The organism is Sphingopyxis sp. 113P3 (genome assembly GCF_001278035.1).
GTDB lineage: Bacteria > Pseudomonadota > Alphaproteobacteria > Sphingomonadales > Sphingomonadaceae > Sphingopyxis.
Genome location: NZ_CP009452.1, coordinates 447,938 through 462,429, shown reverse-complemented (window position 1 = coordinate 462,429; position 14,492 = coordinate 447,938). Strand labels below are relative to the sequence as shown.

General features: G+C 63.0%; 17 protein-coding genes. 12 read left to right on the top strand and 5 right to left on the bottom strand.

Annotated features, from left to right (window positions below):
• Nucleotides 1–59: 59 nt before the first annotated feature.
• The 6 genes from LH20_RS02070 (at nucleotide 60) to LH20_RS02045 (ending at nucleotide 4,976) form a co-directional block, all read left to right on the top strand.
• Nucleotides 60–1,067: a DNA topoisomerase IB gene (locus tag LH20_RS02070; RefSeq protein ID WP_053552798.1), complete on the top strand. Its 1,008-nt coding sequence runs from the start codon at nucleotides 60–62 to the stop codon at nucleotides 1,065–1,067.
• A 28-nt stretch (nucleotides 1,068–1,095) separates the two neighbouring features.
• Nucleotides 1,096–2,286: a mechanosensitive ion channel family protein gene (locus LH20_RS02065; protein WP_235527082.1), complete on the top strand. Its 1,191-nt coding sequence runs from the start codon at nucleotides 1,096–1,098 to the stop codon at nucleotides 2,284–2,286.
• A gap of 93 nt (nucleotides 2,287–2,379) precedes the next feature.
• Nucleotides 2,380–2,838, top strand: coding sequence for a MaoC family dehydratase (locus tag LH20_RS02060; RefSeq protein ID WP_053552797.1), 459 nt, complete (start codon nucleotides 2,380–2,382; stop codon nucleotides 2,836–2,838).
• Between the two features lie 63 nt (nucleotides 2,839–2,901).
• Nucleotides 2,902–4,083, top strand: coding sequence for an acetyl-CoA C-acyltransferase (locus tag LH20_RS02055; RefSeq protein ID WP_053552796.1), 1,182 nt, complete (start codon nucleotides 2,902–2,904; stop codon nucleotides 4,081–4,083).
• Nucleotide 4,084: 1 nt separating this feature from the next.
• A complete protein-coding gene (locus LH20_RS02050; protein ID WP_053552795.1) occupies nucleotides 4,085–4,669 on the top strand; it encodes a carboxymuconolactone decarboxylase family protein in 585 nt (194 codons plus the stop codon).
• A gap of 16 nt (nucleotides 4,670–4,685) precedes the next feature.
• Nucleotides 4,686–4,976, top strand: coding sequence for a putative quinol monooxygenase (locus LH20_RS02045; protein ID WP_053552794.1), 291 nt, complete (start codon nucleotides 4,686–4,688; stop codon nucleotides 4,974–4,976).
• A 25-nt stretch (nucleotides 4,977–5,001) separates the two neighbouring features.
• Here LH20_RS02045 and soxR read toward each other — a convergent pair whose 3' ends face one another.
• Nucleotides 5,002–5,484: a redox-sensitive transcriptional activator SoxR gene (gene soxR / locus LH20_RS02040; protein WP_053556019.1), complete on the bottom strand. Its 483-nt coding sequence runs from the start codon at nucleotides 5,482–5,484 to the stop codon at nucleotides 5,002–5,004.
• Between the two features lie 82 nt (nucleotides 5,485–5,566).
• Here soxR and LH20_RS02035 point away from each other — a divergent pair, with 82 nt between their 5' ends.
• Together LH20_RS02035 and LH20_RS02030 are read left to right on the top strand one after the other, a co-directional pair.
• Nucleotides 5,567–5,962 (top strand): VOC family protein, encoded by a 396-nt coding sequence (locus LH20_RS02035; RefSeq protein WP_053552793.1) that lies wholly within the window; start codon nucleotides 5,567–5,569, stop codon nucleotides 5,960–5,962.
• Nucleotides 5,963–6,030: 68 nt separating this feature from the next.
• On the top strand, nucleotides 6,031–6,495 hold the full coding sequence (locus LH20_RS02030; protein ID WP_053552792.1) for a pyridoxamine 5'-phosphate oxidase family protein: 465 nt from the start codon (nucleotides 6,031–6,033) through the stop codon (nucleotides 6,493–6,495).
• Nucleotides 6,496–6,498: 3 nt separating this feature from the next.
• Here LH20_RS02030 and LH20_RS02025 read toward each other — a convergent pair whose 3' ends face one another.
• On the bottom strand, nucleotides 6,499–7,497 hold the full coding sequence (locus tag LH20_RS02025; RefSeq protein WP_053552791.1) for a dipeptide epimerase: 999 nt from the start codon (nucleotides 7,495–7,497) through the stop codon (nucleotides 6,499–6,501).
• 24 nt (nucleotides 7,498–7,521) lie between these two features.
• Between LH20_RS02025 and LH20_RS02020 the strand changes: the two genes are divergently transcribed.
• Nucleotides 7,522–7,917 carry a YkvA family protein gene (locus tag LH20_RS02020; protein ID WP_053556018.1) on the top strand — a complete coding sequence of 132 codons (396 nt, stop codon included), beginning with the start codon at nucleotides 7,522–7,524 and terminating at the stop codon, nucleotides 7,915–7,917.
• A 52-nt stretch (nucleotides 7,918–7,969) separates the two neighbouring features.
• On the opposite strand, the gene LH20_RS02015 is transcribed toward LH20_RS02020, so the two are convergent.
• On the bottom strand, nucleotides 7,970–9,190 hold the full coding sequence (locus LH20_RS02015) for a polyhydroxyalkanoate depolymerase (RefSeq protein WP_053552790.1): 1,221 nt from the start codon (nucleotides 9,188–9,190) through the stop codon (nucleotides 7,970–7,972).
• 182 nt (nucleotides 9,191–9,372) lie between these two features.
• Between LH20_RS02015 and LH20_RS02010 the strand changes: the two genes are divergently transcribed.
• Together LH20_RS02010 and LH20_RS02005 are read left to right on the top strand one after the other, a co-directional pair.
• A complete protein-coding gene (locus LH20_RS02010) occupies nucleotides 9,373–11,178 on the top strand; it encodes an ABC transporter transmembrane domain-containing protein (protein ID WP_053552789.1) in 1,806 nt (601 codons plus the stop codon).
• 16 nt (nucleotides 11,179–11,194) lie between these two features.
• Nucleotides 11,195–11,731: a DUF1993 domain-containing protein gene (locus tag LH20_RS02005; RefSeq protein WP_053552788.1), complete on the top strand. Its 537-nt coding sequence runs from the start codon at nucleotides 11,195–11,197 to the stop codon at nucleotides 11,729–11,731.
• An 82-nt stretch (nucleotides 11,732–11,813) separates the two neighbouring features.
• On the opposite strand, the gene LH20_RS02000 is transcribed toward LH20_RS02005, so the two are convergent.
• Entirely contained in the window at nucleotides 11,814–12,239 is a 426-nt protein-coding gene (locus tag LH20_RS02000; RefSeq protein WP_053552787.1) for an ExbD/TolR family protein, read from the bottom strand.
• Nucleotides 12,240–12,465: 226 nt separating this feature from the next.
• Nucleotides 12,466–13,584: an OmpA family protein gene (locus LH20_RS01995; protein WP_053552786.1), complete on the bottom strand. Its 1,119-nt coding sequence runs from the start codon at nucleotides 13,582–13,584 to the stop codon at nucleotides 12,466–12,468.
• 542 nt (nucleotides 13,585–14,126) lie between these two features.
• On the opposite strand from LH20_RS01995, the gene LH20_RS01990 reads away from it, so the two are divergent.
• A complete protein-coding gene (locus LH20_RS01990) occupies nucleotides 14,127–14,462 on the top strand; it encodes a hypothetical protein (RefSeq protein ID WP_053552785.1) in 336 nt (111 codons plus the stop codon).
• The last annotated feature ends 30 nt before the right edge of the window (nucleotides 14,463–14,492 follow it).

The window sequence follows — 14,492 nt, the reverse complement described above, 5'->3', positions numbered from 1 at the left end:
GGCCATTGCGCTTCCGGGCCAGGCCGGAACCATCAGCGCCGGCAAAGCGCTATCCCCCCATGCCCACGCGCCTGATCCACGTCGATGACAGCTTGCCCGGCATCAGCCGCGAGCGCTGGCGCGGCGGCTGGCGTTACCGCGATGCCAAAGGAAGGCCGATCCGCGACAAGGATGAGATTGCCCGCCTCGATGCGATCGCCCTGCCCCCCGCCTATGAGGATGCCTGGTTCTGCCCCGCTTCCAACGGGCATATCCTCGCGACCGGCTATGATGCACGCGGGCGCAAGCAATATCGCTATCATCCCGACTTCCGGATGGCGCAGGAGGCCGACAAATATGATCGCTGCGCCGCATTCGGCCATGCGCTCCCGCTGCTTCGCGCGCGCCTCGCCGACGACCTCGTACGTCGGACGCTGGGGCCCGAGCGCGTCGTAGCGGCTGTGGTGCGTCTCCTTGACCTTGCAGCGCTACGTGTCGGGAATGAACAATATGTCGCGGCCAACAAGAGTTTTGGTGCAACGACGCTGCGCCGGCAGCACGCGCGCCTCCGCGGCGAGAGGCTGCACTTGAGGTACCGCGCCAAGGGCAGCACGATGCGTGAGGTGACGGTCACCGACCGCAGCCTCGCGACGCTGGTGCGCCGTCTCCAGGACCTGCCGGGGCAACATCTGTTTCAGTATGAGGATGGAGGCAGCCTCTGCGCCGTGGGATCGGACGAGGTCAACGCCTATATCCGCGAGGCGATGGGGGCAGATTTCAGTGCCAAGCATTTCCGTACCTGGTCGGCGAGCGTTACCGCCTTCACTTATCTTTATGATGCGGCGGAGCCGCCGACGCTGAAGGCGCTGCTCGCCCATGTTGCGCAGGGGCTCGGCAACACACCGGCGGTGGCCCGGCGCGCCTATGTTCATCCTGCAATGATCGCAGCAGCGCAGGCGCGCGAAAATTTTGCAATCGCGGCGGGATCGCTTCCGCGCGCGACCCGATATCTTTCACGTTACGAACGCGGGTTTTTGGCCTATCTGGAGCAGACGCCGGGCGCCGCCGCCCTGCTCCGCTCCGCCTGACACCCAAGAAATATCCACGAGGATCGACGTGACCTTCTCCCTTTTTGCCGCTGCCGCCTCTGTGCCCAAGACCGCCGCGCCGGCCAACCCACTCGACGACCTCAATTCCTGGTGGAACAGCAGCGTCGCCTGGGTGAACGGCCATTGGCTACAGATCGGCATTGCAGTGGGCGCAGGGCTGATCATCTATTTTCTCCTGTCCCTGCTGCGCAGCCTCGCGCTGAAGCGCGCGCAATCGGCCCCCGGGCACTATACGCTGACCGACATTGTCGGGCGCGTGATCCACAAGACCCGCTCAACGGTGCTTGCAATCGTCGCCATTCGGCTCGTAGCGGGCTATGCCAATCCGCCCGCAATCATCCTTGCCACCATCCAGTTCGTCTTCACCATCGCGGTGGTCTTTCAGGCTGCAATATGGGCGCGCGAGATTGTCATCGGCCTCATCCGGCGACGCGCGGCGGAGGGACATAACGAGACGCTGAACAATGCGATGGGGATCATTCGCCTGCTGATCAGCGTCGCGCTTTTTGCGATCGCAGCTATCGTGATCCTCGACAATATGGGGGTAAATGTTACCGGCCTCGTTGCCGGGCTCGGCATCGGCGGCATCGCGATCGGTCTTGCAGCGCAGGGCATCTTCTCCGACCTCTTTGCTTCGCTGTCGATCATCTTCGACCGGCCGTTCAGGGTCGGACAGGCGATCAAATATGACAATTCGGCGGGCACGGTCGAGCGCATCGGACTGAAAAGCACACATATCCGCTCGGTCAACGGCGAGCTTCTCGTGATCTCGAATACCAACCTCTTATCAAAGGAGATCACCAATTATGCGCATCTCCACCGGCGGCGCATCCAGTTCGCGATCGGGGTCGTTTATCAGACCACGCCCGAAATGCTCCGCGCGCTGCCAGCGTTGCTCGAGGAACAGGTGAAGACGGCGGGACAGGATTTCATCCGGGCAAGCTTCACCGGTTTTGGAGCATCGAGCCTCGACTTCGAACTGATCTTCGACGTGCATGACGAAAATTACGACAAGGTCACCGCCGCGCGCACCGAAATCGGAATTCGGGTTTTCGAGGCCATGACCGCGGCGGGGTACGATTTTGCCTATCCGACCCAGACGACCTTCACCGCAGCGCCCGACGGCACGATGATCATGCCCTACGCCGAGTCTTTGGCGCCTCGATCAGGCTCAGGCAGCGCAGAGCGGTCCAGCTGACGCTACGGCGCTGCGGCGCAATGCCCGGGGTCTTGTGCAATGCGGCAAGAGGGGCCTAGAACGCCCGCGAACCAGTCTTTGAGGGGATGAAAAATGGCCACGATCACGCCGCAGGAGTTGAAGACCAAGGTCGGTCAGCATCTCAGTACCTCCGAATGGGTCCTCGTCGATCAGGACATGATCAACAAGTTCGCAGACGCCACGGGCGACCATCAATTTATCCATGTCGACGAGGAAAAAGCGAAGCTCACACCCTTCGGCGGCACGATCGCGCACGGTTTTCTCACGCTTTCGCTTATCCCGATGCTGGGACAAAAGACCGACGCGCCCAAGATCGAGGGCATCAAGATGGGCGTCAACTATGGGGGCAACAAGGTTCGCTTCCTTGCTCCCGTCCGGTCGGGCAAGCGCGTTCGCAGCCATGTGAAGCTCCTCGAGCTCGACGAGAAGCGCCCCGGTCAGTGGCAGCAGACCAATGAGATAACGGTCGAGATCGAAGGCGAGGAAAAGCCCGCGCTGATTGCCGAGTGGATCACGCAATTTTTCGTCTGAACCAGAAATTTCCGGCCGACCTCCCCCGAAAGATAACCGGAACCCCAGCAGAAGGACTTCATCATGCGTGACGCCGTTATCGTTTCCACCGCCCGCACACCGCTCACCAAGGCGGCGCGTGGCTCATTCAACAACACGCCGGCTCCGACGCTCGGCGCCTATTCGGTCAAAGCGGCCGTCGAGCGCGCGGGCCTCGAAGGCGGCGAGATCGACGACGTCCTGTTTGGCGCCGCGATGCAACAAGGCTCGCAGTCGCCGAACGTTGCACGCCTCATCGCGCTGCGGGCCGGCCTCCCCGTCACTGTCCCCGGCATGTCGATCGACCGCCAGTGTTCGTCGGGACTGATGACGATTGCGACCGCCGCGAAGCAGATAATTGTCGATCGTCAGGACATCGTGGTCGCCGGCGGCGTCGAGAGCATCTCCAAGGTTTCGGGCAGCGGCAAGGTGTTCATCGAGCCCGACGCCGAACTCCTCGCGATGCACAAGGATACCTATATGCCGATGATCGGCACAGCCGAGGTGGTCGCGAAGCGTTACAACATCAGCCGCGAGGCGCAGGACGAATATTCGCTCCAGTCGCAACAACGTACCGCCGCTGCTCAGGCGGCGGGCAAATACGACGATGAGATCATTCCCTGCAAGGCCACGATGGCGATTGTCGACAAGGAAACCAAGGAGGTCTCCTACAAGGAGGTCGTTGCCGACAAGGATGAGTGCAACCGTCCCGACACGACGCTTGAAGGCCTTGCGAGCCTCAAGCCGGTGATGGGCGAAGGCCATACGATCACCGCGGGTAATGCCAGTCAGTTGTCCGACGGATCCTCGGCCTGCGTCGTGATGGAGGCCAAGGTCGCCGAGAAGCGAGGCCTGACGCCGCTCGGACGCTATGTCGGCATGGCCGTCGCAGGCACCGAGCCCGACGAAATGGGCATCGGGCCCGTCTTTGCGATCCCGAAGCTCCTTGAGCGCTTCGAGCTCAAGATGGACGACATCGGCCTTTGGGAACTCAACGAAGCATTTGCGGTGCAGGTGCTTTATTGCCGCGACAAGATCGGCATTCCCAACGAGCTGCTCAACGTCAACGGCGGCTCGATCTCGATCGGCCACCCCTTCGGCATGACGGGCGCCCGCTGCACCGGTCACGCGCTGATCGAGGGCAAACGCCGCGGCGCGAAATATGTCGTCGTGACCATGTGCATCGGCGGCGGCCAGGGCGCAGCAGGCCTGTTCGAGGTTTTCTGACTTGCGCCTGAGCGCCCCGCGGGTCGAGCCGGTCAATCTCGATCGGCTCGACGCCGAACAACGTGCCGCGCTCGAACCTCTCCTTGCCGCCGATGGCGGCAAGGTCGGGGGTGGGCGGGTGCTCAACATCTTTCGTACCCTCGCCCACGCGCCGCGGGCGCTGACCGCGTTTCTTGCCTGGGGTGGCTACATCCTTTCCAAGCGCAACGCGCTCTCGCCCCGCGATCGCGAGCTCGTCATCCTGCGCACCGGTTACAATTGCCGGTCAGGCTACGAGTGGACGCAGCACAAGCGGATCGGACTTGGCTGCGGGCTGACCGAAATCGAGATCGAGCGCATCAAGGCCGGCCCCCAAGCTGAGGGCTGGAGCGACCTCGATCGCGCGATGCTCAGCGCCGCTGACGAGTTGACCCGCGATCATTTCGTGAGCGACCAAAGCTGGGCTGCGCTCGCCCCGCTCGGCGAGAAGGGGCGGATGGACCTCGTTTTCACCGTGGGCCAATATACCCAGGTGTCGATGATCTTGAACAGCTTCGGAATCCAGGTCGAAGAAGGTTGGGAGACGGATCCTGATCTTCGTGCGTGAATCAAGGGAGACAGACATGAGTGACATTGGCGTGATCGCAACGCTGCGCGTGCAGCCGGGCAAGGAAGCCGAGTTCGAAGATGTGTTTGCCGAACTTGCCCCCGCCGTGCGTGCGAACGAGCCGGGCAACAGCTATTACCGTCTGTTCCGCACCGGCGAAACCGGTGTGTACAAGGTTATGGAATGCTATGTGGATTCGGACGCGCTCGAGGCGCACCGGGCCTCGGACCATTTTCGCACTCTTGGCGCAAGGCTCGCCCCTTGCCTCGTCGTCGCGCCAGAGATCGAGCGACTGATCGCCGTCTAGGCACCGTGGCCGGAAGGATCTCAGGCTAGCTCCCTGATCCCGTCACCTCTGCAATTTCCCCTGCGCGGTCGCCGAGCAAATAGCGCGGGCCGGCCCCCCGCTGCGCTGCCTTGTCGCCGCGATTGTAGAGCCCGCATTTCTTCAAGGACAGGCATCCGCAGCCGATGCACTGATCAAGCAGTTCGCGCGTCCGCTCGAGCGCGACAATCCGTGCATCGATCCGCCCGCGCAGGTCCGTGCTGATTCGCGTCCAATCGGCGGCATTGGGGGTGCGCTGCGCCGGCAACCGCGCCAGTTCGTCCGCAATCTCCTCAAGGCTCAGACCCAGTTGCTGTGCAATCAGAATGAAGGAAACGCGGCGAATGTCCGCGCGCAGAAAACGCCGCTGCCCTCCGCCCGAGCGCAACGCCTCAATCAGACCTTTCGCCTCGTAGAAGCGGATCGCCGACACCGCTACGCCGGTCCGCGCCGCGAGTTCGCCGATCGCAATCAGGTCCGTCCGGTGCATATTCGTCCTCATTTGCCGCTTGATCTAAACCTGACTTGAGCTTGCAGGACTGCGTGCGTCAACACGAATCAGGAGTCTCATCGTGCCGCACCCTTTCATCGAGCATGTAAATATCACCGTCACCGACCCCGAACGCTCCGCCCAGCTGCTGTCTGCAATTTTTGGCTGGCACGAGCGCTGGCGCGGACCCGCGCGCGATGGGGGCACCACCATTCATGTTGGCAGCGACCGCGCCTATCTCGCTCTCTACACGGCCCCTGACGGCGAACATGCAGGAAAGCGGTGGCCCAAGGGCGAGCCGCTCAACCATGTCGGTGTGCAAGTGGATGACCTCGATGAGATCGAAGCGCGCGTTAAAGCTGTCGGGCTCGCGCCTTTCAATCACGCCGACTACGAGCCTGGTCGCCGCTTCTACTTCTTCGACCCAGACGGCATTGAATATGAGGTGGTCAGCTATACGGAGCCGCGCCTGCGCTAGACGGCGCAACGTCAGCGCCGCTGCCGCGTTGAGAGCATATCGGGGGGACGCATGAGGAGTCTCAACCGATGAGCGAAGATATCAAACACGCCTTCTGGAAGGCGCTCGATGCCAGTCCCTATGTCATGGTCGGCATGACCGGTGAGCGCGAGCATCATATCCCGATGAACGCGCAGCTCGACAAGAATGCGAACAGCGCCTGGTGGTTTTTTACCGCAACCGATAACCGGCTGGCGGCCGGGGGTCCTGCGATGGCGCAGTTTGCGGCGAAGGGCCACGACCTGTTCGCCTGCATATCCGGCACGCTTCGCCGGGAGGAAAGCCGCGAAGTGCTCGACAGATTGTGGAACAATGGCGTGGCGGCGTGGTATCCGGGCGGCAAGGACGATCCCAAGCTCGTGCTTTTGCGCTTCGACCTTGAAGACGCCGAAATCTGGACGGCCGATCCCGGAATCAAGGGGATGTTCAAGCTCGCGGCGGGTATGACCATGAAAGAAGGCGAGCTTGGCGAGCACGCGACGGTAGCGCTCTAGCGATCAGGCGGGGTCTGATAGGGGCCGGATACACCCGTCCTCAAACGTGAATCCCTCCTCGCGATCACGCGCCAGCAGCGCCGGGCCGTCGAGATCGACCCATTGCGCGCGCTGGGCGAGGACGAAGGCGGGGGCAATGCCGAGGCTGGTTGAGAGCATGCACCCGACCATGATCCCGAGCCCCGCCGCGTCGGCGGCGTCGGCAAGGCGGAGTGCCTCGGTGAGGCCCCCCGCTTTGTCGAGCTTGATGTTGACGCCATCATAGAAGGTGCCGATGCGCGCGATATCAGCGGCGGTCTGGCAGCTTTCGTCGGCAACGAACGGGAGCGGGGCATAAACCCCGTCGAGCAAAGCGTCTGCGCCGACGGGTACCGGCTGTTCGATCAATTCGACGCCCAGTTCGGCGAGCCCTTCAGCCTCACTGAGCAAATCGAGCTGGCCCCAGCTTTCATTGGCGTCCACGATCAATCTCGCATCGGGCGCGCCCTCCCGTACGGCCTTGACGCGCGCGCGGTCGCCCTCCCCTGTCAGCTTGAGTTTGAGCAGCCGCCAGCCGTCGGCAACGGCGGCCGCCGCCTCTGCCCTCATGCGGTCTGGGGGTGCAAGCGAAATGGTGATGGCAGTGACTCGCTCGGTCGGCGGGCCATCGCACCCCGCGAGCCGCCACAGCGGCACCCCCCGCTGCCGGGCCTCGAGATCCCACAGCGCGCAGTCAAGCGCGTTGCGTGCAGCGCCGGCATCGAGCAGTTCCTGGACCGCGGCGCGGGCCTCTACGACGTCCATGCCGGCCAGATGCGGCACCACGCGCAATATTGCATCGCGGCATCCGGCGGCACCCTCGCCGCGATAATAGATCGGTGTCCCCTCGCCGCGTCCAATGATCCCCTCACTCTCGATTTCGGCCACAACGAGGTCGACATGATCCTGCGCGCCGCGTGCAATCACGAACTCGCCCGCGACCGGCCAGCGCTCGACCCGCGCGCTTTTCAGTTGGATGGCCATCGAAGAACAGTAATGCTGTGCGCCATGCCCGGTAAATCCCTTTCCGAACGCGTCGCCGAATTCGGCCATCGCCTCGCCGTCGAAGCGCACGCCGCCTGGTTCGCGGCCCGTGATCCGCGCACACCCGCGCTCGCGCGCCTGCTCGCGGTCGCCGTCGCAGCCTATGCGCTGTCGCCTGTTGACCTGATTCCCGACTTCATCCCGGTGCTGGGATGGCTCGACGACCTCATCCTTGTTCCTGCCGGCCTGTGGGCGGTGCGCCAGCTGATCCCCACGCCGCTTTGGGCCGAGTTCCATCGCGCCGCCGAGGCCGCAAGTGAACGCCCATCGAGCCGCGCAGGCATGATCGCGATCCTGCTGATCTGGGCCGGCCTGCTCTACACGGTCTACTGGAGCGTACGAACATCGCCTTGGCATTGAGCGGAAATGAAAGACCCGTCGGTGCCGGGGAAGCAAATGGCCGCAGCAATCGCTAGTCAGCGTGCGAACGGATCCAATCCTCGACCACGGGCGCGATTTCGTCGCGCCACTTGCGGCCATTGAAGATGCCATAGTGGCCCACGCCCTTCGCCATCAGATATTTCTTCTTCGCAGCCGGCAGTGATTTTGCCAGCGTCAGCGCGGCCTTGGTCTGTCCGATCCCAGAAATATCGTCGCGCTCACCCTCAATCGCGAGGATGGCGATATCCTCGATCACTGCGACGTCAACGGGGTTACCGCGATGCCGCATCTCGCCCCTTGGGAGCAGGTGGCGCTGGAAGACGATATCGACGGTCTGGAGATAGAATTCCGCAGTCATGTCACAGACCGAGCGATATTCGTCATAGAATTCCTTGGTCTTGTCGGCGCTCTCACCGTCGCCATCGACCAGATGCTTGAACATCTCCCAATGGCTCATCATGTGGTTGCCGAGATTCATCGACATGAAGCCTGCGAGTTGCAGGAAGCCGGGATAGACACGGCGTCCCGCGCCGGGATACCAGGCGGGCACCGTCGCTATGACATTTTCCTGAAACCAGGCATAAGGGCGCGTTGTCGCGTGCTGGTTGACTGCAGTCGGCGCCTTGCGCGTGTCGATCGGGCCTCCCATCATGGTCAGCGTTCTTGGCCGAAACTTGTTCCCCTCCGCCGCCATGATCGCCGCTGCGGCGAGGCTCGGCACCGACGGCTGACATACCGCGAGCATGTGCGCGCCTGGCCCGATATGTTCGAGCCACGAGATGAGATAATCGATATAGTCGTCAAGATCGAACGCGCCTGCTTCCAGCGGCACATTGCGGGCGTCGCGCCAGTCGGTGATCCATACATCATGCCCCGGCAGCATCCGTTCGACCGTGCCGCGCAAAAGCGTCGCGTAGTGACCCGACATCGGCGCCACAATAAGCAGCTTGGGTGCGTCCTTTGAGCCCTTGTGCTTGAAGTGCTTCAGCTGACCAAAAGGTTTGCGGGCCTCGATCACCTCACTCACCCGAACCTTCTCGCCTTCAACGATCGTCTCGTAGAGGTCGAACGCCGGCTTGCCGCGCGGGGCGGCGGCGTGCGCGAAGACTTCAAGCGCCGAGGCGAAAAGCGGGCTGCCTCCGAAATAGCCAAGCGGATTGGCGGGGTGCTGTATCACCTGCGCGCCGGCGGTCGCCAACGCGCTCGCCCCCGCGAGCCAGCTCTTTTGCATGTCGAAAGCGTGATACAGCATCAAAGGGACTTCCTTGCGATTGAAGGCGCTCTCACGGCGCCACGTTTCAGCTCCATCCTAGGCTATCGGGGTCATTGTGCAACGCGTCATTTCGTTTCATTTGGCTGCGCTTCAAGCGCCTTGAAGCAGCGCGCCATTCTCCATCGTTGAGCACCGCCCGCGCGGCTGCTAGGGCGAGCGCAATGGCGACCACATCCGACCGATCCGCCCCACCCCCCGCACCGCAGGAATCCCGCGCCCGCAGGCTCGGTAGCCTGCGGATGATCTGGCGCTACGCCAGTCGCTACCCGTTGCAGCTGCTCGTGGCCGCCATTGCTCTCGGCATTGCGGCACTCGCAACGCTCGCGATACCGTGGCAGTTCAAGGAGATGATCGACAGCGGCTTCGTCGCGGGCGGGGGGGATGTTGCGCCGCATTTCCGGCTCTTCTACGTGATCGTCGTGATCCTCGCGCTGGCCACGGCGCTGCGCTTCTACTTCGTGAGCTGGCTTGGTGAGCGCACGGTCGCAGATATCCGCCAGGCGGTGCAGCGCAATCTCTTGCGGTTAGCTCCCGGCTTCTTCGAGGAAAATCGCCCTTCCGAAATCGCATCGCGCATGACGTCGGACACCGCGATCATCGAACAAGTGGTCGGCACCACCGTCTCGGTCGCGCTTCGCAATCTCGTGATGGGAGTGGGCGGCATTGCCTATCTTTTCACCCTCTCGCCCAAGCTGACGGGCGGCATTCTGATCGGCATTCCGGTGATCATCATGCCGATCGTCCTGCTCGGGCGCCGTCTCCAGAATGTTTCCCGATCGAGCCAGGACCGCGTCGCCGATATCGGCGCGACGACCGCGGAGCAATTGGGAGCGATGAAAATTGTCCAGGCTTTCGGTCAGGAAGCGCGAGAAGCCGAGCGTTTCAGTGCCGCGGTCGAAAGCAATTTCGCCACCGCGAAGCGCCGCATTCGTCTGCGCGCGGCGATGACAGCGATCGTGATCGGGTTGCTGTTTGGCGCCATCACCACACTGCTCTGGTATGGCGCCGCGGGTGTCGCAGCGGGGACGATCACCGGCGGTACGATCGCGGCTTTCGTCCTCACCGGCGGCCTGGTGGCGGGTGCCTTCGGCGCGCTCACCGAAGTCTATGGCGATCTTCTGCGTGCAGCGGGGGCGGCCGAGCGGCTTTCCGAACTGCTCCATGCCGAACCTGAAATCGCGCCGCCTCAGCATCCGCGCCAATTTCCTGAGCCACCAATCGGAACGCTCGAGTTCACGAATGTCGAGTTCCGCTATCCGACGCGTCTCGACGCTCCCGCGCTCCACGATTTCAGTCTCAGGATCGCGCCGCGAGAGACTGTCGCTATCGTCGGTCCGTCGGGAGCCGGGAAGTCGACCCTCTTCCAGCTTGCAGAACGCTTCTATGACCCTCAGTCCGGCGAGATTCGCCTCGACGGCGTCCCGCTGACCGAGGCCGATCCAGCCGACATTCGCGCTCGCATTGCCATGGTGCCTCAGGAGACAGTCATCTTCGCTGCCTCCGCTCGCGACAACCTGCGCTATGGCAACTGGTCCGCGAGCGATGAGGAGTTATGGGAGGCCGCGCGCGCCGCCAATGCGGAGGCTTTTTTGCGGAAGCTTCCACAGGGGCTCGACACCTTCATGGGCGAAGGCGGCGCACGCCTCTCGGGCGGCCAGCGGCAGCGCGTTGCAATCGCCCGCGCGCTGCTGCGCCGCGCTCCCCTGCTTCTCCTCGATGAAGCGACCTCGGCGCTCGATGCCGAGTCCGAGAAGCTTGTGCAGGATGCCCTCGAGACGCTGATGCATGACCGCACGACGATCGTTATCGCGCATCGCCTGGCCACGGTGCGCGCCGCCGACCGTATTGTGGTGATGGATGAAGGGCGCATCGTCGAGGAAGGACGCCATGACGCGCTTGTGGCGGCCGGCGGGCTCTACGCGCGGCTCGCGCATCTGCAATTTCAGAGCAATCCGGATACCGCCTAGCCAGAGGAGACCCTGAATGCTGCATGGCATTACCGTACCTGCCTACGAAAATGCGCTGGGCGCGCTGTCGGCCCAGCTCGACAAGGCCCTCGCTTGGGGCGCCGACAACAATGTGGGTGAGCTGCAATTGCTCGCGGCGCGGCTTGCGCCCGACATGTTCCCGTTGCCAACGCAAATCCGCTTTTCCTGCGGTCAGGCACTCCAGGCGGTGTCGCGGCTCGGTGCCACCGGCGCGCCCGACTTCCCGGACGACGCGGACAGTTTTTCCGCGATGCAGGCTCAGATCGCCCAGACGCTCGCTTTCCTGTCCTCCATCAAGCCCGAGACCCTGGGCGAGGACGGCGCGCAACCCATCGAATTTTCGCTCCCCAACGGGATGACCTTCGATCTCAGCGCTGCAGCCTATGTTCGCGACTGGGCCCTGCCCCAATTTTATTTTCACATCGTTGCCGCCTATGCGATCATGCGCCACATGGGCGTACCGCTCGGAAAAGCCGATTATGCAAGCTACATGATACAGCATCTACGGCCCGGCACGGCGCCCACCGCCTGATGTTCGAACCGACCCGATCAGCCGCCCCTTTCCAGCAGCGCGCCCCGGGGCATGGCCAGATCGGGCACGGTCTCCTACGCTCTTAGATCAGCCCGCCATATCGCTGAATGCCCGGAAACGCGATCCGCGTCCCTCCATTGCGGCGAATGGCGCCAATCGCCTCGTCGACCCGCAGGTACCGCGCGTGGGCGTCGGGTTCGAGCATCAGCGTCGCGGGCTCTGGACGCTCTGCGGCGGCTTTTACGAGCAATCCCAATTCGGCAAGGTCGACCGCCTCGTCGTTCCAGCGGATGACATCGGCCGTGTCGATCGTGACGTGATTTTCATCACGCACCGGGGCCGGGAGCACGGTCCCTTGAGGTAGGGTGACGTCGACGCTGTGAGTGGGCGGGGGAATGGTGATGATGAACATCACCAGCATCACCAACATGACATCGATGAGCGGTGTGGTGTTTATCATCGGATCGGCATTGGGGTCGGTTCGGAAAATGCTGCGACGTCGGCGCATAGACTCTCTCCCTGTCGGGCGGCCGTCCACCGTGGGTGCCCGGCGCAAGACCGCCATGTCCCGGCGCCCATCACCGTCAGCGGGGCGCCCGGTAATGGTATGGTATAACATTTTATTATTTTGACAAGGAAAATGAAGCTCCGCGCCGCGACCAAGAAGAAAGGGCGGCACCTTGCGGTACCGCCCTTCCTTTTCATTCCAGTCCCCGTCGGGATGGAAATCAATATTACATGCCCGAACCCGGACCGTAGGTGATTTCCACGCGGCGGTTCTGGTCGTTGCGAACGCCATCGGCCGTTGCAACCGCCGGGCGAGTTTCGCCGAACGCCTGCGTCGTGATCGAGGTATCGGCAACGCCACGTGCGGTCATGTAGCTGCGCACCGCATCGGCGCGACGCTGCGAGAGACCGACGTTGTACTTGGCCGAACCCGAACGGTCGGCGTGACCGGCGAGCATGACCTGCTGACCGCTACAGCCCTGGTTGTAGGCGCTGATCGCGTTGTCCAGCGTCGAAGCCGCTTCCGGAGTGATCGCCGACTGATCCCAGTCGAAGTACACAATATACGGCCCAGGCGCGCACACCGGCGGCGGCGGCGGGGGAGCCGGTTCAGGCGGCGGCGGCGGCGGCGGCGGCGGCGCCGGCGGTTCAGCCGGCGGCGGCGGCTCTGCGCCACCGAAGTTGAAGGTCAGCGTGCCGAGGATCGAGTGCGACCGGAAGCGCGTCGAAACGTCACGGCCGAGCTGATCGACGAGATCGAGCCCGCTGGCGTTGAAGAAGCGATACTTGAGGCCAGCATCGATGTTGCGGGTGAGCGGAGCGCGGATGCCCGCGATCGCCTGCCACGCGAAGCCCGTGTCCGAATCGTCGAGGAACGGACCGGCGAAGACCGGAGCGACCTTGACGCGCGCGACACCGGCACCGCCGCCGACGAAGCCCTGCAGGCCATCGTCGTCGCCGAAGTCGAACATGCCGTTGACCATGAAGCTGAGCGCGTTGGTGTCGCCGTTCAGGGCATAGGAACCCGTGTTAAGCGAACCCGCCCCGGAAGGCGTACCCGGGATGCCCGGAGCCACGAAGCGACCACTCTTGATGTCGGCTTCACGGTAACCGACTTCCACTTCCGCGCGGAACGCGCCGAAATCGTAGCCGACGGTACCTTCGAAGTCGTAACCCTTCCGGTGATCGAGAGTGCCGGCATTGTCGACGGTGCCGATATCGAGATCCATGTCCTCGACCAGCATCACGCCACCACCCACTCCTACATACCAGGAGTTGTCGCGCGCGATTGCGGGCGACGCAAGGGCAGTGGAGGCCAACGCCACGGCGACGGCAAGCTTCCTCATAGAAATTCCCCTTTCAATTGAGATTTACGTCTCGTCAGACGTCCTACGCGTCGCTTTGGTTCCACGCAAGATAACAAATCGCAAATCTGTTGCCAAAAAGTCGCACTTCTCGCTGTAAAGCACCAAAATCTCAGGCCGAAATCAAAACTTGCTTTACCATAAGCGCCAGAGAAGGGCCTCCGATCTTGGCATGCGCACCCGAAATCGATTGCCCTGTTGCCGTCCAGATTCGCGATCGCGCCGGGTTCAAGCGATACGCTCCAAACTCGGCGCGGTTGCGTGCTGCCCTTTGGATGGCAAAAAGTCCGCAGATCCTCCCACAGCGGCAAAGCCTCATCCGGGACCGCGCCGAACGCGGGTGCCGACTGAGCAGCACCCAGGTGCGGACGGTGACGCCCTGACGTGCCGGCGCTGGTCCGCCGGGCAGCGGGCGGGAGAGCGGCACCTCGCCCCCGACGAGAAAGCGAAAAGCGCTCCCCTTTTTCATTCGCATCGTCTATTCTCTTCGCCATCAAGATCACTGCAAAATGGGGAGTCGCAGGATGCTGATCACCGCCCTACTTCTGGCCGTTGCCGCGCCTTCACCCGCCGAGGCTGTCAGCTCGACACGCGCCGCCTTCACCAAGTGCCTGCGCAGCGATCTCAAGAAATCGCTCGATGCCAAGAAGTCGCCCGCGGACTATGAGACCGCGATCAAGACGGTTTGCCAGTCCGAGCGCGACGCCTTTCGCAGCGCCGTGATCGCGCTCGACCGCGCCAGCGGTGATTCACAGGCTGATGCTGCAGAAGACGCTGACATGCAGATCAATGATTATCACGACAATTTTATCGGTCAGTTCAAGGATTATTCCGAGTCCAACACCATGCCGGCCGACTGAATTCATCCCCCTCCTATCGCGCTCGGGTGG

What these genes read in the sequence shown, in the direction of transcription:
- LH20_RS01990 (WP_053552785.1), top strand. Translation starts at nt 14,127, where the DNA reads ATGCTGATCACCGCCCTACTTCTGGCCGTTGCCGCGCCTTCACCCGCC.
- LH20_RS01995 (WP_053552786.1), bottom strand. Translation starts at nt 13,584, where the DNA reads ATGAGGAAGCTTGCCGTCGCCGTGGCGTTGGCCTCCACTGCCCTTGCG.
- LH20_RS02020 (WP_053556018.1), top strand. Translation starts at nt 7,522, where the DNA reads ATGCCCGGTAAATCCCTTTCCGAACGCGTCGCCGAATTCGGCCATCGC.
- LH20_RS02010 (WP_053552789.1), top strand. Translation starts at nt 9,373, where the DNA reads ATGGCGACCACATCCGACCGATCCGCCCCACCCCCCGCACCGCAGGAA.
- LH20_RS02015 (WP_053552790.1), bottom strand. Translation starts at nt 9,190, where the DNA reads ATGCTGTATCACGCTTTCGACATGCAAAAGAGCTGGCTCGCGGGGGCG.
- LH20_RS02005 (WP_053552788.1), top strand. Translation starts at nt 11,195, where the DNA reads ATGCTGCATGGCATTACCGTACCTGCCTACGAAAATGCGCTGGGCGCG.
- LH20_RS02045 (WP_053552794.1), top strand. Translation starts at nt 4,686, where the DNA reads ATGAGTGACATTGGCGTGATCGCAACGCTGCGCGTGCAGCCGGGCAAG.
- LH20_RS02060 (WP_053552797.1), top strand. Translation starts at nt 2,380, where the DNA reads ATGGCCACGATCACGCCGCAGGAGTTGAAGACCAAGGTCGGTCAGCAT.
- soxR (WP_053556019.1), bottom strand. Translation starts at nt 5,484, where the DNA reads ATGCACCGGACGGACCTGATTGCGATCGGCGAACTCGCGGCGCGGACC.
- LH20_RS02000 (WP_053552787.1), bottom strand. Translation starts at nt 12,239, where the DNA reads ATGCGCCGACGTCGCAGCATTTTCCGAACCGACCCCAATGCCGATCCG.
- LH20_RS02070 (WP_053552798.1), top strand. Translation starts at nt 60, where the DNA reads ATGCCCACGCGCCTGATCCACGTCGATGACAGCTTGCCCGGCATCAGC.
- LH20_RS02030 (WP_053552792.1), top strand. Translation starts at nt 6,031, where the DNA reads ATGAGCGAAGATATCAAACACGCCTTCTGGAAGGCGCTCGATGCCAGT.
- LH20_RS02025 (WP_053552791.1), bottom strand. Translation starts at nt 7,497, where the DNA reads ATGGCCATCCAACTGAAAAGCGCGCGGGTCGAGCGCTGGCCGGTCGCG.
- LH20_RS02055 (WP_053552796.1), top strand. Translation starts at nt 2,902, where the DNA reads ATGCGTGACGCCGTTATCGTTTCCACCGCCCGCACACCGCTCACCAAG.